The 20,102-nt window shown below is 63.7% G+C and carries 20 protein-coding genes; 11 read left to right on the top strand and 9 right to left on the bottom strand.

Annotated features, from left to right (window positions below; translation table 11 throughout):
- Nucleotides 1–17: 17 nt before the first annotated feature.
- From glcF to OHD62_RS07445, 5 genes are all read right to left on the bottom strand, one after another.
- Nucleotides 18–1,319, bottom strand: a complete 1,302-nt coding sequence (glcF, locus tag OHD62_RS07465) for a glycolate oxidase subunit GlcF (protein ID WP_263781828.1) — start codon at nucleotides 1,317–1,319, stop codon at nucleotides 18–20.
- 10 nt (nucleotides 1,320–1,329) lie between these two features.
- Nucleotides 1,330–1,725 carry a DUF4870 family protein gene (locus tag OHD62_RS07460; RefSeq protein ID WP_263781827.1) on the bottom strand — a complete coding sequence of 132 codons (396 nt, stop codon included), beginning with the start codon at nucleotides 1,723–1,725 and terminating at the stop codon, nucleotides 1,330–1,332.
- On the bottom strand, nucleotides 1,725–2,981 hold the full coding sequence (locus OHD62_RS07455) for an FAD-binding protein (protein WP_263781826.1): 1,257 nt from the start codon (nucleotides 2,979–2,981) through the stop codon (nucleotides 1,725–1,727). Before OHD62_RS07455 ends, OHD62_RS07460 begins: the two co-directional genes overlap by 1 nt.
- 243 nt (nucleotides 2,982–3,224) lie before the next feature.
- Nucleotides 3,225–4,721 (bottom strand): FAD-linked oxidase C-terminal domain-containing protein, encoded by a 1,497-nt coding sequence (locus OHD62_RS07450; protein ID WP_263781825.1) that lies wholly within the window; start codon nucleotides 4,719–4,721, stop codon nucleotides 3,225–3,227.
- Nucleotides 4,722–5,012: 291 nt separating this feature from the next.
- Nucleotides 5,013–6,335: a DUF3422 family protein gene (locus OHD62_RS07445; RefSeq protein ID WP_263781824.1), complete on the bottom strand. Its 1,323-nt coding sequence runs from the start codon at nucleotides 6,333–6,335 to the stop codon at nucleotides 5,013–5,015.
- Nucleotides 6,336–6,539: 204 nt separating this feature from the next.
- On the opposite strand from OHD62_RS07445, the gene OHD62_RS07440 reads away from it, so the two are divergent.
- From OHD62_RS07440 to OHD62_RS07430, 3 genes are all read left to right on the top strand, one after another.
- A complete protein-coding gene (locus OHD62_RS07440; RefSeq protein ID WP_263781823.1) occupies nucleotides 6,540–7,343 on the top strand; it encodes a FadR/GntR family transcriptional regulator in 804 nt (267 codons plus the stop codon).
- Between the two features lie 18 nt (nucleotides 7,344–7,361).
- A complete protein-coding gene (locus tag OHD62_RS07435; protein ID WP_263781822.1) occupies nucleotides 7,362–8,498 on the top strand; it encodes an alpha-hydroxy acid oxidase in 1,137 nt (378 codons plus the stop codon).
- A gap of 131 nt (nucleotides 8,499–8,629) precedes the next feature.
- The gene (locus OHD62_RS07430) at nucleotides 8,630–9,409 is read left to right on the top strand and encodes a metallophosphoesterase (protein ID WP_412177347.1); all 780 of its coding nucleotides are present in this window, start codon (nucleotides 8,630–8,632) and stop codon (nucleotides 9,407–9,409) included.
- A 102-nt stretch (nucleotides 9,410–9,511) separates the two neighbouring features.
- On the opposite strand, the gene OHD62_RS07425 is transcribed toward OHD62_RS07430, so the two are convergent.
- Together OHD62_RS07425 and OHD62_RS07420 are read right to left on the bottom strand one after the other, a co-directional pair.
- The gene (locus OHD62_RS07425; protein ID WP_006329401.1) at nucleotides 9,512–9,643 is read right to left on the bottom strand and encodes a hypothetical protein; all 132 of its coding nucleotides are present in this window, start codon (nucleotides 9,641–9,643) and stop codon (nucleotides 9,512–9,514) included.
- Nucleotides 9,644–9,960: 317 nt separating this feature from the next.
- Nucleotides 9,961–10,659 (bottom strand): type 1 glutamine amidotransferase, encoded by a 699-nt coding sequence (locus OHD62_RS07420; protein WP_263781820.1) that lies wholly within the window; start codon nucleotides 10,657–10,659, stop codon nucleotides 9,961–9,963.
- An 87-nt stretch (nucleotides 10,660–10,746) separates the two neighbouring features.
- Between OHD62_RS07420 and OHD62_RS07415 the strand changes: the two genes are divergently transcribed.
- From OHD62_RS07415 to OHD62_RS07395, 5 genes are all read left to right on the top strand, one after another.
- Nucleotides 10,747–11,394, top strand: a complete 648-nt coding sequence (locus OHD62_RS07415) for a hypothetical protein (protein ID WP_263781819.1) — start codon at nucleotides 10,747–10,749, stop codon at nucleotides 11,392–11,394.
- A 31-nt stretch (nucleotides 11,395–11,425) separates the two neighbouring features.
- Nucleotides 11,426–12,160 carry a 16S rRNA (uracil(1498)-N(3))-methyltransferase gene (locus OHD62_RS07410; protein WP_263782319.1) on the top strand — a complete coding sequence of 245 codons (735 nt, stop codon included), beginning with the start codon at nucleotides 11,426–11,428 and terminating at the stop codon, nucleotides 12,158–12,160.
- Nucleotides 12,161–12,379: 219 nt separating this feature from the next.
- Entirely contained in the window at nucleotides 12,380–13,753 is a 1,374-nt protein-coding gene (locus tag OHD62_RS07405) for a glutamate--cysteine ligase (RefSeq protein WP_263781817.1), read from the top strand.
- Between the two features lie 102 nt (nucleotides 13,754–13,855).
- Complete coding sequence (locus OHD62_RS07400; RefSeq protein ID WP_263781815.1) at nucleotides 13,856–14,956, top strand: DUF937 domain-containing protein; 1,101 nt, start codon at nucleotides 13,856–13,858, stop codon at nucleotides 14,954–14,956.
- Nucleotides 14,957–14,974: 18 nt separating this feature from the next.
- Nucleotides 14,975–15,253 carry a hypothetical protein gene (locus OHD62_RS07395; RefSeq protein ID WP_263781814.1) on the top strand — a complete coding sequence of 93 codons (279 nt, stop codon included), beginning with the start codon at nucleotides 14,975–14,977 and terminating at the stop codon, nucleotides 15,251–15,253.
- 150 nt (nucleotides 15,254–15,403) lie between these two features.
- Here the strand turns inward: OHD62_RS07395 and OHD62_RS07390 are convergent, their stop codons facing one another.
- Nucleotides 15,404–15,691 carry a DUF1127 domain-containing protein gene (locus OHD62_RS07390; protein WP_263781813.1) on the bottom strand — a complete coding sequence of 96 codons (288 nt, stop codon included), beginning with the start codon at nucleotides 15,689–15,691 and terminating at the stop codon, nucleotides 15,404–15,406.
- A gap of 177 nt (nucleotides 15,692–15,868) precedes the next feature.
- On the opposite strand from OHD62_RS07390, the gene OHD62_RS07385 reads away from it, so the two are divergent.
- Genes OHD62_RS07385 through OHD62_RS07375 form a run of 3 tightly spaced genes read left to right on the top strand, consistent with a single transcriptional unit; the run spans nucleotide 15,869 to nucleotide 19,648 of the window.
- Nucleotides 15,869–16,825, top strand: a complete 957-nt coding sequence (locus tag OHD62_RS07385) for a LysR substrate-binding domain-containing protein (protein ID WP_263781811.1) — start codon at nucleotides 15,869–15,871, stop codon at nucleotides 16,823–16,825.
- 58 nt (nucleotides 16,826–16,883) lie between these two features.
- A complete protein-coding gene (gene xseA, locus OHD62_RS07380; protein WP_263781809.1) occupies nucleotides 16,884–18,479 on the top strand; it encodes an exodeoxyribonuclease VII large subunit in 1,596 nt (531 codons plus the stop codon).
- A gap of 38 nt (nucleotides 18,480–18,517) precedes the next feature.
- On the top strand, nucleotides 18,518–19,648 hold the full coding sequence (locus OHD62_RS07375) for a P1 family peptidase (RefSeq protein WP_263781808.1): 1,131 nt from the start codon (nucleotides 18,518–18,520) through the stop codon (nucleotides 19,646–19,648).
- A gap of 66 nt (nucleotides 19,649–19,714) precedes the next feature.
- On the opposite strand, the gene OHD62_RS07370 is transcribed toward OHD62_RS07375, so the two are convergent.
- Entirely contained in the window at nucleotides 19,715–19,969 is a 255-nt protein-coding gene (locus OHD62_RS07370) for a hypothetical protein (protein ID WP_263781806.1), read from the bottom strand.
- Between the last annotated feature and the right edge of the window lie 133 nt (nucleotides 19,970–20,102).

The following is a 20,102-nucleotide window of genomic DNA, read 5'->3' as shown; positions in this document are numbered from 1 at the left end:
GAGCGAATGCAAAGCAATCAACTCATTCTTGGTGGTTCGCCGCCATAGGCCCAGTCGAGCAGTTTTATCGTATGCACCACCGGCAGCTTCGCGGCGGAAGCGATCTGCGTGATGCAGCCGATATTGCCGGTGGCGACGATTTCGGCGCCGGTCGCCTCGATGTTTTTCACCTTGCGGTCGCGCAGCTTTGCCGAAATCTCGGATTGCAGGATGTTGTAGGTGCCGGCCGAGCCACAGCACAGATGCCCTTCGCGCGGCTCGCGCACGACGAAGCCGGCCTTGGCCAGCAGCTCTTTCGGCTGGCGGGTGATCTTCTGGCCGTGCTGCATCGAGCAGGCCGAGTGATAGGCAACGACGGTACCCGGCTTGCGCACCGGCTCGGGCAGGTCGAGGCAGGCCAGATATTCGGTTATGTCCTTGGCCAGCGCCGAGACGCGCGCCGCCTTTTGCGAATAGGCCGGGTCGAGGCGCAGCATGAAGCCGTAATCCTTGATGGTGGTGCCGCAGCCCGACGCGGTGATGACAATGGCGTCCAGCCCGCCCTGCTCGATGGAGCGCGTCCAGGCATCGACATTGCGCCTGGCCGAGGCAAGGGCAGCCTCCTCCCGCCCCATATGATGGACCAGCGCACCGCAACAGGCCTCGCCTTGGGGCACGACCACCTCAATGCCGAGCCGCGTCAGCAGCGAGATCGTCGTGTCGTTGATGGCCGGATCGAGCACGGATTGCGCGCAGCCGGTGAGGATGGCGACGCGGCCATTTTTTCTCCCCCCCTGCCCGGCATGGGTGCCAGGGGAAGCCATCGGCGACGCTGCGGGAATCGACGCCGGCGCGAGCTTGAGCATCGCGCCCAGCGGCTTCAGTGCCGGGATCTTGTCGAACAGGCCGGTAAACGGCCTGCCGAGTTTCGCCAGTTTCAGCGCGGCGCGGAAGCGCGAGGGATAGGGCAGCACGAAGGCCAGCATGGCGCGCGTCAGGCGGTCAAGCAGCGGGCGCTTGTAAGTCTCCTCGATATGAGCGCGGGCGTGGTCGACCAGATGCATGTAGTTGACGCCCGACGGACAAGTGGTCATGCAGGCGAGGCAGGACAGGCAGCGGTCAATATGGGTGACGATCTCCTTGTCGGCCGCACGGCCGTTCTCCAGCATGTCCTTGATGAGATAAATGCGGCCGCGCGGCGAATCCAGCTCGTTGCCGAGCGTCACATAGGTCGGACAGGTGGCGGTGCAGAAGCCGCAATGCACGCATTTGCGCAGGATCGTTTCCGATTCCGCGACATGCGGATCGGCAAGCTGGGCAAGCGAAAAATTGGTCTGCACTAGAAAAATCCTATAATCCCAGGAACCAGCTTTCCGGGTTCTTGACCGGTTCGCCGCGCTGCAGCGCCTGGATACCGAGAATGCAGCGAGCGATGAACCAGACCGCGACGACGAACATCAGCACGATGCCGACCACCGCCAGCATCAGCACCACCGAGATCAGCGCATAGAGCAGGCCGATCCAGAAGGTGCGGATCAGAAAGGTGTAGTGGCTCTCGACAAAGCCGCCTGATTTGCCGCGGTTGATATAGGCCAGCACGATGCCGACAATGCCGGTGATGCCGATGACCAGGCTGGCGAGGTAGAGGATGTAGATGACCAGCGCGTTGGTCGGACCGGGCTCCAGCCAGCGGTCGGTCTGGCGTGGCGTGGGCTTGTCGCTTTGACCGGAATTGATATCGCTCATTATGATGATCCTCCCTCGGTTACCGGGCCAAGATTAGCAGAGCCGGCACCCGGCGCCATACGGCCGGGATTGAGGATGGCCTTGGGATCGAATTCGGCCTTGAGCCGCGCCGACAACGCTGCCAGCTGCGGCGCCTGCGGTTCGAACACCGGCACGGCGGCGCGATGCGACGGAGCGGCGCGCACCAGCGTCGCGTGGCCGCCGCCATGTTTCCTGATCAGCCCGCGCAGCAGATCGGCCTCGGGGTCGCCATGTTCCATGCGCAACCAGATCAGCCCGCCCTGCCAATCGTAGAAGGCGTCGACCGCCGCCTGCATGCGCAGCGCCAGCACCATCTGGTGCGCCTGCGCCGGCGCCATCGAGACGCGCCACACCGGTTTTTCCGAGCCATCGGCGAATGGGGCGCAATCCCTGACATCGCGCCAGAGCGAATGCGTGGCTTCGCCTGAAATCTCTTCCAGCGGGCCGGCATTCCTGAGCAGATCTTTCAGCGCGGCGATGCGGTAGGCGACCGACGGACCAAAGCCTTCGACGCGCAGCAGCGTCGCCGCCTCGCTGCCGAAACTACCGCCGGCGACCCGCCCGGCGACGCGTTCGGGAAGATGGGCAGCGCTCGACACTTCGGCGCTGGAGCCGAGTGCCAGCGCCATGGCGGCGGCGGCCGCATCATCGAGCAGGCCGCGGATGGCGAGCGTGACTTCGGTTTCGGCTGATGGCAGCACCTTGAAGGTGACATCCGTGAATACAGCGAGCGTGCCCCAGCTGTTGGCCATGAGCTTGGACAAATCGTAGCCGGTGACGTTCTTGACGACCCGGCCGCCGGACTTGAAGGCCTCGCCACGGCCGGCAACCGCATTGATGCCGAGTATATGGTCGCGCGCAGCACCCGCCTTCAGCCGGCGCGGACCAGAAAGGTTGGCGGCAAGTGCGCCGCCGATGGTGCCTTTCCCCGGTTTGCCGCCAAGCAGCGGGCCGTAATCCATCGGCTCGAAGGCAAGCTGCTGGGCGTTTTCGGCGAGCAGTGCTTCGATCTCGGCGAGCGGCGTGCCGGCCTTGGCCGACAGCACCAGCTCGGCCGGTTCGTAGAGGGTGACGCCGGTGAGTTTGGAAACGTCGAGTGAATGTTCGCTCTGCTGTGGACGGCCGATGCCGCGCTTGGAGCCGTGGCCGAGGATTTCGAGCGGAGATTCCTCCGACGCCGCCCACTGGACGGTGGAGAGGACTTCGGAGGATGTGGCGGGGGTGAAGGTGGTCATCGGGCGGACGCGCCAATAGCAAACGCGGAGACGCCGCATTCCTTCGCGCCCCTCTCTGTCCTGCCGGACATCTCCCCCACAAGTGGGGAGATTGGCAGTTTCGTCGATGGCCCTCTTCCTGCAACGCGGGCGATTGGCGAAAGCAGGCGCGACATCCGATCTCCCCCCTTGTGGGGGAGATGTCCGGCAGGACAGAGGGGGGCGCGAAGGAACGCGGCCGCAGAAGGATGAGACGCCATCATCTCAAAACCTCGGAATATCCGGAAACGCCACCTGCCCGCGATGCACATGCATGCGGCCGAGTTCGGCGCAGCGGCGCAGTTGCGGGAAGACCTTGCCGGGATTCAAAAGATGGTTGGGGTCGAAGGCGCATTTGACCCGCATCTGCTGGTCGAGGTCGATCTGGTTGAACATTTCCGGCATCAGGTCGCGCTTTTCGACACCGACGCCGTGCTCGCCGGTCAAGACGCCGCCGACCTTGACGCAGAGCCGCAATATGTCGGTACCGAAGCTTTCGGCCTTGTCGAGTTCGCCAGGCACGTTGGCATCGTAGAGGATCAGCGGATGCAGATTGCCGTCGCCGGCATGGAAGACATTGGCGACGCCGAGCCCGTATTTTTCCGACAGCTCGCGCATACCGGCCAGCACGCGCGGCAGTTCCTTGCGCGGGATGGTGCCGTCCATGCAGTAATAGTCGGGCGAGATGCGACCGACCGCCGGGAAGGCCGCCTTGCGTCCGGCCCAGAAGCTCAGCCGCTCCTGCTCCGACTGCGAGATGCGGCAGGTGGTCGAGCCGTTCCGGTAGGCAATCGCTTCGACAAGGCCGATCAGGTGATCGACCTCGACCCCCGGCCCGTCGAGCTCGACGATCAGCAGCGCCTCGACATCCAGGGGATAGCCGGCATGGACGAAATCCTCCGCCGCGTGGATCGCCGGGCGGTCCATCATCTCCATTCCGCCGGGAATGATTCCGGCGCCGATGATGTCGGCGACGCATTGGCCGCCCTGTTCGCTGGTCGGAAAGCCGATCAGCAGCGCGCGTGCCGTCTCCGGTTTCTTCAGGATGCGCACGGTGACCTCGGTAACGACGCCGAGCAACCCCTCGGAACCGGTCATCACGCCGAGCAGGTCGTAGCCCTCGGAGTCGAGATGGCTGCCGCCGAGGCGCACCACTTCGCCATTCATCAACACCATCTCGATGCCGAGAACGTTGTTGGCGGTGAGGCCGTATTTCAGGCAGTGCACGCCGCCGGAATTTTCCGCGACATTGCCGCCGATCGAGCAGGCGATCTGGGAGGATGGATCGGGGGCGTAGTAGAAGCCCTCCTGCTCGACGGCGGTGGTGATGCCGAGATTGGTGACGCCCGGCTGGGCGACGACAATGCGGTTGGGAAAGTCGATCTCGAGGATGCGATTGAAGCGGCTCATGACCAGGAGCACGGCGTCTTCCAGCGGCAGCGCGCCGCCAGACAAGGACGTGCCGGAGCCGCGCGGCACGACACGGATGCTGCGGTCGTTGCAATATTTCAGCACGCGCGAGACCTGCGCCACTGTTTCCGGCAGCACCACGACGAGCGGCAATTGCCGGTAGGCGGTGAGCCCGTCGCTCTCGAAGGCACGCATTGAATTGACGGCGTCGACGACGCCCTCGCCCGGCACGATCATGCGCATGTCGGCGACGATCTCGTCGCGCCGGCGCATCGTGGCATCGTCTGGCTTCGGCATGGCAAGGCCGGACATCAGCAGCCTCCTTCGCTCGACTGGTAAAAATGTTTTACCAACGACGAGCGTCTGTTGCAAATCCTGCTTTGGACGAAATCGGGAACCAATGCCGGGACAGGCTTCCGCAGCGGCAATCTGCCGCTGCCGCAGTTTCTCCCCCCTTGAGGGGGAGATGGCCGCGAAGCGGCCAGAGGGGGTCGTCTCACGTAGATCGCCGGGGCCATCTTCTGTCGTGAACGAGGTTGGTGCCCCACGCGAGGCGACCCCCTCTGTCGCCTTCGGCGACATCTCCCCCTCAAGGGGGGAGACTCACTCGCCCGGCTGCTTGGCCGGCTCGGAGTGCATCCGGCGCACGCGGCGCACGCCCCACCAGACGAGCAGGATGGCCAATGGCACCGAGGCAGCGGTAACGATTTCCGGCGCGAAGGCGTGGTCGAAGATCGAGGCGCCCTTGGCGACATAGCTGACGAGGCCGACGACATAGTAGGAGACAGCGGCGACGGACAGGCCTTCCACCGTCTGCTGCAAACGAAGCTGCAGGCGGGCGCGGTTGTTCATCGACGCCAGCAGATCGCGGTTCTGCTTCTCGACCTCGACATCGACCCAGGTGCGCAGCAGCGTGGTGGCGCGGGTGAGCTTGCGCGACAGATTGGCCTGGCGCTCCTCGACCGAACGGCAGGTGCGCATGGCGGGCGCGACGCGCCGTTGCAGGAAGCCGCCCCAGGTGTCGTAACCGGGCACCGCTTCTTCCTCCAGCGCTTCCAGCCGCTCAACGACGATGCCGTCATAGGCGCGGCTGGCGCCAAAGCGGTAGAGGCTAGAGGCGGCATCGGCCTCGAGTTCCGCGGCAAGCTCGGTCAGATCGGCAAGCAGCGTCTGGCTATCACGGGTCTCGGCCACCTTCATTTCAAGTGTCGTCTGCGCCAGCCTGTCTTCGATACGGCGGGCGCGGCCGGACAGCGTCAGCGCCAAAGGCAGTCCGAGCATGGCGAGCGTCCGGTAGGTCTCGATGTCGATCAGCCGCTGCGACAGAGCGCCGGTTCGCGCCGGCGTCAGGCCGCGATCGAGCACCAGTATGCGGGTCAGGCCGTCGCCATCCTGGCGGAAGTCGGTGACGATGGCGGCATTGCCGCGCTCGACCAGCGAGTAACACAGGCTGGTCGGATCGAAGCCGGCGATCAGCCTCTCGCTGGTTTGCGTCCATTTGCGTATTTCGAGCCTGATGCCCGAAATGACGGTTCCCGGCGGCGAAAATCCATTGCCGAAGGGAGAGTCCTCCTGGGCCTTGCCGCTTTCGGCAAGCGGCCCTTCCCACAGATAGGTCGAGAATTCCGTGTGCCGTTCCCAGCGCAGCGAGCCCTGACCCCATTTCATGGCATGGTGGCGGGCATGACGGTCGGGCGCGGCGATTCCGAGGCGGCGCGACAGTTCGGACAGCACGGCCATGTCGACGCCGGAACCGCCCTCGGTCATGAAGGAAAGCTGGATCAGAACGCGCGGCTTCTCGACCAGCGGATGCGGCCGGGCGTGAACCTCGCCAAGCGCGCCGGGCCTTCCCTCATGCGCCGGGAAGCCCATGACGCTGCCCTTGGCGCGCGGCTGGAATTCGAGATTGGACCGATCGTCCGACACGGCTGGCCCCCTCTTTTTGACCCTTCGTGCAATGGCGTCCTCTAGAGACAATCGCCCGGAGACGCAAACAACAAAGTTTAGCCGAAGGCGATATTGCGGCATGGCGTCGAAACGACCCGATCGGGCGAATTGGATAAATAATTTGACCAGTTGGCGACACTGGCTTTATCCTGCGCGACACCGGTTCAATTCCCAGGCGCCCCTTTGAGCGACATTTTCTCCAGGATCGAGCATTCGCGCACCGCCGACGAGGTGGTGCAGCAGATCGAAAACCTGATCCTCGAAGGCGTGCTGCGCACCGGCGACCGGCTGCCCGGCGAGCGCGAGCTGGCGCGCCAGTTAGAAGTGTCGCGACCGATCCTGCGCGACGCGCTCAAAATGCTCGAGGGCCGCGGGCTTTTGACGACACGGCCGGGCGGCGGCACCCATGTCGCCGACGTCATTGGCCAGTTGTTCACCAAGCCAGTGACGGACCTGATCTCCATGCACCGCAAGGCGGTGACCGATTATCTGGAATACCGCCGCGAGATCGAGGCGGTTGCGGCCGAATACGCGGCGCGGCGCGCCACCAAGGACGATCTGGCGCTGCTCGACCGCATCATGGCGCGCATGGACGAGGCGCACCGGACCGGCGACTTCGACGACGAGGCGGAAATCGATGTCGAGTTCCATCACGCGGTCTGCGAATGCGCGCACAACATCATCCTTTTGCACACTCTGCGCGCATGCTACCGGCTGCTATCCGAAGGCGTGTTCCAGAACCGGCTTTTGGTGTTCAGCGTGCCGGGCGCGCGCGAGGCGCTGCTGGCACAGCACCGCGCGATCCATGCCGCGGTGAAGGCCGGCGACCCGGCCGCGGCCAGGCAGGCGGCGATGGACCACATCACCTATGTCGAACGATCAATGGCCGAAGCCGAGCGCAGCGGCGACTGGCAGCGCGTGTCGCGGCTGAGGCTCAAGCAACGCTCCGAGTCCGGCGACAACGAACCGGCACGTAAACACTCCTAAGGACAAGTCGGGACCATCATGAGCACCATACTCACCATTGCCGATCTCAAGGACCTCGCGCGCCGCCGGGTGCCGAAGATGTTCTTCGACTATGCCGATTCGGGCGCGTGGACCGAAAGCACCTATCGCGCCAACGAGGAGGATTTCCAGAAAATCAAGTTTCGCCAGCGCGTACTGGTCGACATGAGCAACCGCTCGCTGGAATCGACCATGATCGGCGAAAAGGTGGCAATGCCGGTGGCGCTGGCGCCAACCGGCCTGACCGGCATGCAGCACGCCGATGGCGAGATGCTGGCAGCGCAGGCGGCGGAGGAATTCGGCGTGCCGTTCACGCTCTCGACGATGAGTATCTGTTCGATCGAGGATGTCGCCTCGGTGACGAAGAAGCCATTCTGGTTCCAGCTCTATGTGCTGCGCGACAAGGATTTCGTGCTCAACCTGATCGACCGCGCCAAGGCAGCGAAATGCTCGGCGCTGGTGCTGACGCTCGACCTGCAGATCCTCGGCCAGCGCCACAAGGATGTCCGCAACGGACTTTCGGCACCGCCCAAGATGACGCTTGCGAACATTGTCGATATGGCCATCCGCCCGCGCTGGTGCCTGGGCATGGCCGGTACGCCACGCCGCACCTTCCGCAACATCGTCGGCCACGCCAGGGGTGTCGGCGATGTCGCCTCGCTGTCGTCATGGACGACGGAGCAGTTCGACCCGCACCTGTCGTGGAAGGACGTCGCCTGGATCAAGGAGCGCTGGGGCGGCAAGCTGATCCTGAAAGGCATCCTCGACAAGGAGGACGCGCTGATGGCGGCCAAGACCGGCGCCGACGCGATAATCGTTTCCAACCATGGCGGACGCCAGCTCGACGGTGCGTCGTCGTCGATCATGGTGCTGGAAGAGATCGCCGACGCGATCGGCGACACCATCGAAGTGCATATGGACGGCGGCATCCGCTCGGGCCAGGACGTGCTGAAGGCTTTGTGCCTCGGCGCCAAGGGCACCTATATCGGCCGGCCTTTCCTTTACGGCCTGGGCGCGCTCGGTAAGGAAGGTGTTACCAAGGCGCTCGAGATCATCCGCAAGGAGATGGACATCACACTGGCGCTATGCGGAAAGCGCCTGGTGACGGATATGGGCAAGGACCAGCTTCGGCGGTAAAGCCTTTTTGCGGCCAAATGGAATCATTTGGCGTCCGCATAGATGCAGCAAAACAAATAGTTAGCGAGTTGCCGGTTCCAAGAGAACCGGAACCGCACTAAGAGTCTTGTGACAGTATGATCACGGAGACGATGCAAACTTTGACAGGCCCCGGCATCCACTTTCTAGACGCGCGCGGACCTGATGGCGTGCGGCTCTACGCGATCGGCGACGTGCATGGCCGGCTCGATCTGCTGGCCGCCATGCTCCGAGGGATCGCGGCGGAGATCAGCAAGGAGCGGCCGGCCGACTGGCGCGTCATCCATCTTGGCGACTATGTCGATCGCGGGCCGGACTCCAAAGGGGTCATCGACTTCCTGATCGAGGTGCAGAAACGCGACCCGCGTTACCTGACGCTCGCTGGCAACCACGACATCGGCTTCCTCGACTTTCTCGACGCCCCCGATCCGAACGGGCTGTTCATACGCTATGGCGGCATCCAGACAGCGCAATCCTATGGCGTGGCGCTGCCCGAAGGCAACGCATGGTTTGGCAGAAGCGACGCGGCACTGCGGCTGGGGCACACCGCACTTGTCGAGGCCGTGCCGAAAGGCCATGTCGACTTCCTGCGGTCGCTGCCGTTTTCACTGACGTTCGGCGACTTCTTCTTCTGCCATGCCGGCATCCGGCCTGGCATTGCGCTGGAGAAGCAGGACACGCAGGACCTGATCTGGATCCGCGATGTCTTCCACAACCATCCCGGCCTCTATCCGAAGATCGTGGTGCATGGCCACACGCCAGTGCCGGAGGCTGAGGTGATGGCCAACCGCGTCAATGTCGACACGCTCGCCTGGCAGTCGGGGAACCTTACCGCACTCGTCGTGGACGGCGCGGACAAGCGCATTCTGGCGATATCGGGCGAAAAGGGCTAAAGCGGGGGAACACGCTCAAGTTGCTGCCCATGGGATGTCGCCGTCCCAAAGCCACGGCGTATCCTCGGTTCAAGCCCAAGGGCGGGCTTTTGGGCAATCGTATCAGCGAAGCGCGGCGGTAACGCCGTAACCGTCGACGGCGTTGTGGTTGTTGGCCACGTCGCCGGCGTAGGTGCCAAGGCCGAAAAGCACAATGGCGGACAGCATGGCAAAGGACAGAAGCGCTGCTTTCACGGACGTCATCTCTTGTTGAGCTTTCTGCATCTGTGCATGAAGACTGTTACGAATCTGTTGAAGAAGCGAGTTACCAAGATCTTTCAAGATTTCGCGCTTCTAGGCGTTTCCTGTATCGGCCGTGTGTCGCTTAGCGACGAAAAAAGGTTCATCGCGTTGCACAGAAGATGCAGAGCGCGCGCCTTCTAGGACGCCGGGCGGACACAAGCCAAGGATGAAACAAGCTGTCCACAGCGGTTTTTCGCTCGCGTGCTAAATATGCAACGTCCGGTACGGCAATCGGAGCGCCGCGCCTTGCAGGCGCAAATATCTTCTAGTCAGATCGTCGCCACCCAGGCGCGGGCGATGGCCAGGCCAGCGGCGTCGGCCTGAGGTCCGTTGCTGGCCATTTCGCCATCGAGCTTGCCGGCCCAGTCCGGATGCCGGGCGGCGATGAGCGGGGCGAAGGACGCGCTCCAGTCACGGACCATCGGCCGGTCGGCCTCGAAATGGAACTGGAAGCCGTAGACCGCGCGGCCGATGCGGAACGCCTGGTTTTCGGCGACGTCATTGCCGGCCAGCCGCACGGCATTTTCAGGCAACGCAAACGTGTCGTCATGCCACTGGAAAATAGGAAAATTTTCAGGCAGCGCGCCGAGCACCGGATCGGCCTTGGCATCTGGCGTCAGCGAGACGCCACACCAGCCGAATTCATTGGCCGCGCCGATCCGGTTCTCGCCGCCGAAGGCGCGGGCGACCAATTGGCTGCCAAGGCAGATGCCGAGCACGGCGCGGTCCTTGTCGGCGAAATCGCGGGTCAGTTCGAGCAGCGCGGGAAAATAGGGATAGTCGTCGTCGGCCAACGCATTCTGGCCGCCGCCAAGCACCACCATGGCGTCATGCTGGGCGGCATCCTCCGGCAGGGTTTCGCCTTGATAGGGGCGGCGCAGATCGAGGTCGGCGCCCGCCTCCGCAAGGGCGGCGCCGACCTGGCCAAGGCCGGTGTTGTCGTAGTTCTGGACCACCAGCACCCGCATGGAGAAACCTGCTGACACGAAAATGATGTCACGAGCGATATCATGGTGTCGGCGTTTCAGCCAAGATGCGTATTCGGGGAGAAAGCTATGCCACTGCAGAACCGCGTCGATCCGTTCGGCGCCATCCATGCCGTACCCGAGCGCGGCCTGTTTACCGGCAATCGCGGCATCATCCACGCCCCTGAGACCAAGACGCTTCTGAAGAAGCGCTGGGCGCTTCAGGCCTGGATTATCTGTGTGTGCAAGTTCCGTGACGTGCGGCGCGAGCCGATGGGGCGCAACCGGCCGGGCGGCAAGGCAGGCTGGACCGAGCTGTTCTTCCTCGACGAGGTGACGGCGCTCGCTGCCGGGCATCGGCCCTGCTTCTTCTGCCGGCGCGAGCAGGCAAGCGACTTCGTCCGGCGCTTTGGCGAGGCCTTCGGCATCGCCCAGCCGCGCGCACCGATGGTCGACAAGCGCTTGCACAAGCAGCGGTTGGCATCGGGTGGGCGACCGCCGATCGTGGCGGTGGATAAGCTTACCGAGCTGCCGGACGGCGCCATGGTCGCGGATGACGCCAAAGTCTACGCGGTGCGCGGCGGCAAGGCATTGCGCTGGTCGTTTGCCGGCTATGACGAACCGGTAGGGCTCGATTGCCTTGCCGGCCGTCCGCTCAGCCTGATTACGCCGGCAACCACTCTTTTGGTGCTAAGGCAAGGCTACGAGCCGGTCTGGCATGCCACCGCTGAGGCTTGACGGCAACGGCCGGCTCGCCCATTCCTCGGCAATGCGCGCCAATTACAAGATGCAGCGGCTGTTCGTGCCTAACGATCTCGCAAGAGATATCGAGTTCGAGGCGAGCCCGCAGCAAAGCCACTATCTGATGCATGTGCTGCGGCTTGGCGAAGGCGCCGAAATCCTGTTGTTCAACGGCCGCGACGGCGAGTGGTCGGCGGCAATCGCCGCCAAGTCGAAAAAGTCGGTGCACCTGAAGGTGGCGGTCCAGCAACGGCCGCAACCACCGCTGCCCGACCTCGTCTACTGCTTTGCGCCGCTGAAGCAGGGGCGGCTCGACTATCTCGTGCAGAAGGCGGTCGAGATGGGTGCCGGCATCCTGCAGCCGGTCATCACCCAGCACACGCAAGTGGCAAAGCCCGGCATCGAACGCCTGCGCGCCAATGTCGTTGAGGCTGCCGAACAGTGCGGCATACTGGCGGTGCCGGAGTTGCGCGAAACGGAAAAGTTCGAACGCCTGCTCAGCAACTGGGACAGAGAGCGGCGACTGATCTTCTGCGACGAGGACGCCTCGACCAACAATCCCCTGCCCGCGCTGCAGGGGTTGAGGGAAAGCAAGCTAGGGCTGCTGGTCGGGCCGGAGGGCGGCTTTTCCGACGACGAGCGCAAGGTGCTGAGGGCGCTGCCGTTCGTGACCGCCATTCCACTCGGACCCCGTATCCTGCGCGCCGACACGGCCGCGGTGGCAGCACTTGCGGTGATACAGGCGACGATCGGTGATTGGTGAGACCAGGCATGAATCAATTCCTCTTGACCTGTGGCTCAGGATTTTTCTCTTGATCGGCTACTGACATTTCGTCCATCTAGCGCCGGCGGTCGTCCGGCCGCCTACAGTGCCGCGCGTCCTTCCGGACGCGCAAAGGACGCTGTAGCACTTTGATTGGGCACATGATCCCCGGCGAAAATCGAAGGCGATTTTTTGGGGTGATGTGCCAAAGGACTTGTCATGGCGCGCGACACAACCGATTTCCGGCCCATTGAAGGCGTCGACGAGCTTGTCGAGTATCTGGCCGAAGGCAACAAGCCGAGCGACAAATGGCGCATCGGTACCGAGCACGAGAAGTTCCCGTTCTATGTCGACGGCAACGCGCCGGTGCCCTATGGCGGCGAGCGCGGCATCCGCGCCATCCTCGAAGGCATGCAGGAAAAGCTCGGCTGGGATCCGATCATCGATGACGGCCGCATCATCGGCCTGGTCGAGCCGACCGGCCAAGGAGCGATTTCGCTGGAACCCGGCGGCCAGTTCGAACTGTCCGGCGCGCCGCTGGAAACGATCCACCAGACCTGCCGCGAGGGCAATGCGCATCTGGCCCAGGTACGCGAGATCGCCGAGCCGATGGGCATCCGTTTTCTCGGCCTTGGCGGCAGCCCGAAATGGTCGCTGGCCGAGACACCAAAAATGCCGAAGTCGCGCTACGAGATCATGACGCGCTACATGCCCAAGGTCGGCAGCAAGGGCCTCGACATGATGTACCGCACCTGCACCATCCAGGTGAATCTCGACTTCGAGAGCGAGGCGGATATGCGCCGCAAGATGCAGGTGTCGCTGAAGCTGCAGCCGCTGTCGACGGCGCTGTTCGCCAACTCGCCTTTCACGGAAGGCCGGCCCAACGGATTTCAGAGCTGGCGCGGCGACATCTGGCGCGAAACCGACAACCAGCGCTCGGGCCTGCTGGAATTCTGCTTCTCGCCCGAGTTCGGCTTCGCCGACTATGTCGAATGGGCGCTCGACGTGCCGATGTATTTCGTCATCCGCGACGGTCATTATCACGACATGACGCACGTCACCTTCCGCCAATTCATGACGGGGGTGGCCCGCAACGAGATACCGGACGGCCTGCCGACGATGGGCGACTGGGCGAACCATCTGTCGACGCTGTTCCCCGACGTACGCCTGAAGCGGTTCCTTGAAATGCGCGGAGCCGATGGCGGGCCGTGGCGGCGTATCTGCGCGCTGCCGGCTCTCTGGGTCGGGCTGCTCTATGACGAGGCAGCGCTCGACGCAGCCGAAGCGCTGACCTCGAATTGGGCCTATGAAGAGGTGCTGGCGATGCGCAACGCCGTGCCGGAACAAGGCATTTCGGCGCCCTTCCGCAACACGACCTTGCGCGACATCGCCCGCGACGTGCTTATCATTTCACGCATGGGACTGAAGAACCGCGGCAAGAAAAACCGCGACGGCTACGATGAAACCTCGTTCCTCAACACATTGGACGAAGTCGTCGCGCGCGGTACGACCAGTGCCGAAGAGATGCTCTCCGCCTATCATACGCGCTGGGGCGACTCGATCGAGCCGGTGTTCATGGAATATGCGTATTAACGTTTCGCTATCTGCTTGAGTGACTGCTCGGCAGAAGTCGCTTCAAACAGTCATGGAAACGAACTAGACTTCTCCAACGAGGATTTTCCCGAGGAGAAATCAATGCCTTCCTTGTTCGACATTCTGGCGCAGGCCCAGAACGGCAATGGCATGCAGGCGCTTGCCCAACAATTCGGGCTTTCGCAGCAGCAGACGCAGTCGGCGGTCGAGGCGCTGCTGCCGGCCTTCTCGCAAGGGCTGAAGCGCAACACGTCCGACCCTTACGGGCTCGGCTCCTTCATGGCGGCGATGGCCAGCGGTCAGCACGCCAAATATTTCGAGAACCCGGCAGCGGCCTTTTCGCAACCCGGCGTCGATGAAGGCAATGGCATTCTCGGGCATCTGTTCGGCTCGAAGGATCTGTCGCGCGCCGTTGCCAGCCAGGCCGCGCAGGCGAGCGGCGTCAGCCAGCAGGTCTTGCAGCAGATGCTGCCCTCGGTCGCCTCAATGGTCATGGGCGGCCTGTTCAAGCAGACCAACAACCAGATGCAGGCGGCCGGTGGCTTCGGCGGCGGCGGCAATCCACTCGGCGAGCTCATCGAGCAGATGATGCGGCAGGCGGGCGGTGGCGCCCAGGTTCCGTCGCCACAGCAACGCCAGGCGCCGCAGGATGCAAGCCCGGCCGACAATCCGCTTGGCAAGGTGCTGCAGGATATTTTCGGCGGCGGTGGCCAGCAGCCGCAAGGCCAGCCACAGCAGACACAGAACCCGATGGGCGACAATCCGCTCGGCAAGGTGCTGCAGGACATGTTCGGCGGCGGTGCGCAGCAGCCGCAGCGCCAGCCGCAGCAGACGCAGAACCCGATGGGCGACAATCCGCTCGGCAAGGTGCTGCAGGATATGTTCGGCGGCGGCGCCCAGCCGCCGCAGGGTCGGACACAGCAAACCCAGCAGACGCAGAGCCCCTATGGCGATAATCCGCTGGGCAAGGTGCTGCAAGACATGTTCGGCGGTGGTCAAGGCGGCGGGTTAGATAGTAGCCAACCGCCGCCGCAGCAGCGCCAGGCACCGCAGCCTGCGCCCAATCCGAGCGGCCGACCGAGGAATCCATTCGACGATCTGTTCGGCAAGATGTTCGAGACGGGTGCGCAGCAGCGCGACGACTACCAAAAGGGCGTCGAGTCGATCTTCGACCAGTTCAAACAGGGAATGGGTCGGCGGTAGGTTGAATGTGTTGAAAAAATGAGCTTAGGCCAGATTATTACCAACGTCTTGATGATTGCTTCGATGCTCGGAGTTGCCTACGTCTTTTTTCGATACGATATTGTAGACCCAAGAAGGACTCCTAGCTTCCGCGATATTCAAGACGCCCTGAAGCACGGCAAGCCGATTTCATCACAGTGGAAGCCATTCAACGAAGCCAATCGCACCGGATATGGAATTTGGGTCCTGTGCTTTTTGGCTTTCGGGACTTTGATCTTTACTCACGACTGGCTCGCTAATTTCATTGACCAGTTTTGAGCCAAGAAAATGCCCGGTCCTCGCGGGACCGGGCAGGATGCAGGCGGGCCGGGGGGATCCGGCAGGGAGTGGGAGCCTGCATAACCCTTGGTGACGTCGAACCTCAAAAGGTTCAAGGCGACCGAAACGGCATGCAACCAGCCGGCGCGATCAGGCCACCTTGCGGGCCAGATCCTCGATCGTGTCCGCGCGGTCGGTGGCGATCGCACGCAACCTGACCGTCGGGTCGCGGCCGAACGGCACATTGGCGACGTGCAGGTCGGCGCGCGTCAAGCCGATATCGGCGAGCTCGGCGTCCGACATCTCGCCAAGGCGATAAAAGGCGCGGCGATTTTTCCAGGCGCGGTAGGCATTGGCGACCGCATTGGCCACGCGCGTCGCAACGGACGGACGCGTGGTGATGCGCGAAGTCTCGGTGGCGAAATCATACGTGGTCATGTCGATCTCCTTCAGATTCGAGCAGACAAAGCCGGCCGATCGGCGCTGGCGACAGCGGCCGTTCCGGTCTCGATTCACATGCCTTCATGTGGATGCTGCTAATTTGCCATCACTTGATTGATTAATCCAACGAATGTTTCTAATCTTTAGCATCAACACTAGTGATGGATTGGACCGATGAAAGCGCCTCTCGATCTCGATCAGTTGCAGACCTTCATCTCGATTGCCGACACCGGCAGCTTTACCCGCGCAGCCGAAGAAGTGCACCGCACCCAGTCGGCGGTGTCCATGCAGATGCGCCGGCTGGAGGAGCGGATCGGCAAGCCGCTGTTCGAGAAGGACGGGCGCACCAACAGGCTGACCGAGGAAGGCGACAGGCTGCTTTCCTACGCAAGACGGTTGCTCTTCCTCAACCGGGAAACGCTGGCCGCCTTCGACGACCGACGGCTCGAAGGCACAATCCGCATCGGCACGCCGGACGACTATGCCGACCGCTTCCTACCCGAGATCATGGCGCGGTTCGCGCGTTCCAATCCGCGTGTCGAGCTGACCGTGATCTGCGAGCCGACGCCAGGGCTGGCCGAGCATATCAAACGCGGCAATCTCGATCTGGCCCTGGTGACGCACAGTGACGCGCACGGCCAATCGGAAGTGGTGCGGCGCGAGCCGTTGCTGTGGGTCACCTCGGCCAACCATGCGACGCATGAGCAGGACGTGCTGCCGATGGCCTTCGGTCGGCCGAACTGCATCTGGCGACGCGCCGCCGTCGATGTGCTCGATCGGCAGAACCGCGACTATCGCATCCTGTTCACCAGCTTCTCGGCAACCGTCATCACCGCCGCGGTGCTGTCCGGCCTGGCGATCTCGGTGCTGCCGGAATGCGCGCTCAGGCCGGGCATGCGGGTGCTGGGCGATGCCGACGGGTTCGGCACCCTGCCCGATTGCCGCATCGGCATTATGCGCGGCCAGACATCGCGGCCGGAGATCGTCGATGCGCTGGCCCGCCATATCTCGGAAAGCCTGGACAATATTTCGGTGCCGCTCAGCGAAGAGACGGGAACCTTCGATTTCGCCGCGCTCGCCTTTTCGAAGATGAAGCGGACCAAGCCGAACCAGATCCTGCCGGGCTGGTGAGACAGATGTCGGGACCAGCCGCCTTGACGCGGGCGGACAACCGCCCCTCAATCTGTCCATGAGCGACGCCGCATCCGAATCACGCACCAACGCCACCGAATACACGGTGAGCGAGATTTCCGGCGCGCTGAAACGCACGGTCGAGGATGTCTTCGGCCATGTGCGGGTGCGCGGCGAAATATCGGGCTATCGCGGGCCGCATTCTTCCGGCCATGCCTATTTCGCGCTGAAGGACGACCGCGCGCGGCTCGACGCGGTGGTGTGGAAGACCACGATGAGCCGGCTGAAATTCCGTCCCGAGGAAGGCATGGAGGTGATCGCCACCGGCAGGCTCACCACCTATCCCGGAAAGTCCAACTACCAGATCGTCATCGACAATCTCGAACCCGCCGGCGCCGGCGCACTGATGGCGCTGCTGGAGGAACGCAAGCGCCGGCTGCAGGCCGAAGGCCTGTTCGATGCCGGGCGCAAGCGGCGGCTGCCTTTCATGCCGCGCGTCATCGGCGTCATCACCTCGCCGACAGGTTCGGTCATCCGTGACATCATCCACCGGATCAAGGACCGGTTTCCGCTGCATGTGCTTGTCTGGCCGGTCAGGGTGCAGGGCGAGACGGCGGGCGCGGAAGTGACCGCCGCCGTCAACGGCTTCAACGCGCTGGCATTGGATGGCGCCATCCCGCATCCCGACCTGTTGATCGTGGCGCGCGGCGGCGGCAGCCTCGAGGACCTCTGGGGTTTCAACGACGAAGCGCTCGCCCGTGCCGCCGCTGCCTCGCGCATTCCGCTGATTTCGGCCGTCGGCCATGAGACGGACTGGACGCTGATCGACCTGGTGGCGGATGTGCGGGCGCCGACGCCGACGGGTGCAGCCGAAATTGCCGTGCCGGTCAAAGCGGATCTCGAAGCGACGCTTGCCGGGCTCGGCGCGCGGCTGAAGGCGGCCGTCTCGCGCAATTTCGAACGCAAACGGCAGGTCGTGCGCGCGGCTGCCCGGGCGCTGCCCTCGCCCGACCAGTTGCTGGCGCTGCCGCGCCGCCGCTTCGATGAGGCGACGAGCCGGCTCGGCCGGGCACTGTCGGTCAGCATCGAGCGCAAGCGGGCCAGGCTTCAGAGCCAGCGTTTGACGCCGGCCACCCTGTCGCGACGCATGAACGAGGCCCGCACCCTGACCGGCCGCGACCTCGCCCGCGCGCAGGCTGCGTTCTTCGCCATCGTACGCGAACGGCGAGCGCGGTTTTCGCGCAACGCGGCGCGGCTGTCACCCGCGCCGATCGCAAGGCGGCAAAAACTGCAGGCGGATGCACTGACGAGGCTGACACGGCGACAGGACCAGGCGATTTCACGGCGACTGGACCGCCTGCGCGGCAAACTGACCCAAGCCGATCGGCTGCTGGCGACGTTATCGCACAAGTCCGTGCTGGCGCGGGGCTTCGCATTGGTGAAGGACGCCGACGGCGCGGTCGTCAAGCACGCGGCGGAGGTGGCGCCGGGGATGGCGCTTTCGCTGGAGTTCGCCGACGGCGCCGCGGATGCCATCGCGACCAGCGGTACGGCAAGACCGACCAGCGGTACGGCACAACCGGCAAGACCCAAGGCAATTGCGAGACCCGCCGCCAAATCCAGGGAGCCTGGCAACCAGGGTTCCCTGTTCTGAGGCCGTGAATTCCGAGCACCCATGACTTGTGAACAGCCATGACCGGCAATCCGCACCAACAGACGCCTTCCGGCAAATGGCGTGCAAGAGCCTTCGGCATCGGTTTTGACGGCACGCCCGGCCGGTTCAACGCCATCACCGACGTGCCCGGCATCGCGGTGGGTTACACGACGCTGATTGTGGGCGACGGGCCGCTGGTGGTCGGCAAGGGACCGGTGCGCACCGGCGTGACCGCTATACTGCCCAGACCCCGCGCCGATCTCGCCACACCGGTCTTCGCCGGCATGTTCAGCCAGAACGGCAATGGCGAATTGACCGGCTCGCATATCATCGAGGAAACCGGGGCCTTCAACTTTCCGGTCACCATCACCAACACGCATTCTTGCGGCGTCAGCCGCGACGCAACCTTGCGCTGGATGCAGCAGACGCTGCCGCAATCGCTCGAAAGCGCCTGGGCGCTACCGGTGGCGGGCGAAACCTATGATGGCTTCCTCAACGACATCAATGGCCACCATCTTGAGGTCAAGCATGTCTTTTCCGCTCTCGATGTGGCCGCAAGCGCGCCGATCGAGGAAGGTAGTGTCGGTGGTGGCACCGGCATGATCAGCTTCGGCTTCAAGGCAGGCTCCGGCAGTGCGTCGCGCATCGTCGAATGGGGGGAGAGAAGCTACACGGTCGGCGTGTTCGTTCAGGCGAATTTCGGCACGCGGCACAATTTGACTGTTCGCGGCGTGCGCGCCGGGCCCGATCTCAAGCAGCCGGCGATCCGCGAAGGCACGCCGCGGGCCGAAAAGGGCTCGATCATCGCCATCGTCGCCACGGATGCGCCACTCCTGCCGCATCAGATGAAACGACTGGCGCGGCGGGTGCCGCTCGGCGTCGCCATGACCGGCGGGTTCGGCTATCATAGTTCGGGCGATATTTTCCTGGGCTTTTCGACGGCCAACCCGCAGGCGGCGCTGGCGCGGTCAGGGCGCATCGCCAATGCCGATTTCATCCCCGATACCGACATCGATCCGTTCTTTGACGCGGTCATCCAGGGTACGGAGGAAGCGATCCTCAATTCGCTTACCGCCAATGACGACATGACCGGGCGCGACGGCAATTTCGTGCCAGCGCTGCCGAAGGCATGGCTCAAGGAGAGATTCGGCGCGGGCCCAAAGGAATAGCGCGGCGCGGGCCGTCAGACAGGCTGGAAGTTGCTCTCCCGGCCCCTTTTGCCGGGTTCGGCAACATCACTCGGCAGGCTTGGCCGAATTCTTTTCGTCCTCTTCGGCCTCGGCGGCCTCTTCCAGCCTCGACGCGATCAGCTCCTGGATGTCGCCGACCTCTTCCTGGATATCCTCCAGGGGTATGCCGGCTTCCGCTGCCTTGGCCGCGCATTCCCTGGCGAGGGTCTCGGCCTGCTTCTCGATCCTTTCGGGCGAGGGCTGGCATTGGACCTTTTCACCGATCCACCCCCGCAAGAACTCGATCGCGTGTTCACTCATACTGCTGTTCCCTGGCGGCTATGCCGGTTGGTAATCATAAACGTCGCCATCCCGCAAAAGGATGCATGTCCCATTCCAGCCGAGTCGTCGTCACCCGGCAAGCCGATCTTGTCCAAGCTCCACAGAGCCGAAG

Source organism: Mesorhizobium sp. YC-39, assembly GCF_025753795.1.
Lineage (GTDB): Bacteria > Pseudomonadota > Alphaproteobacteria > Rhizobiales > Rhizobiaceae > Mesorhizobium.
Note: the sequence above shows the minus strand (reverse complement) of the source record. Positions and strands in the feature narration are given on the sequence as shown.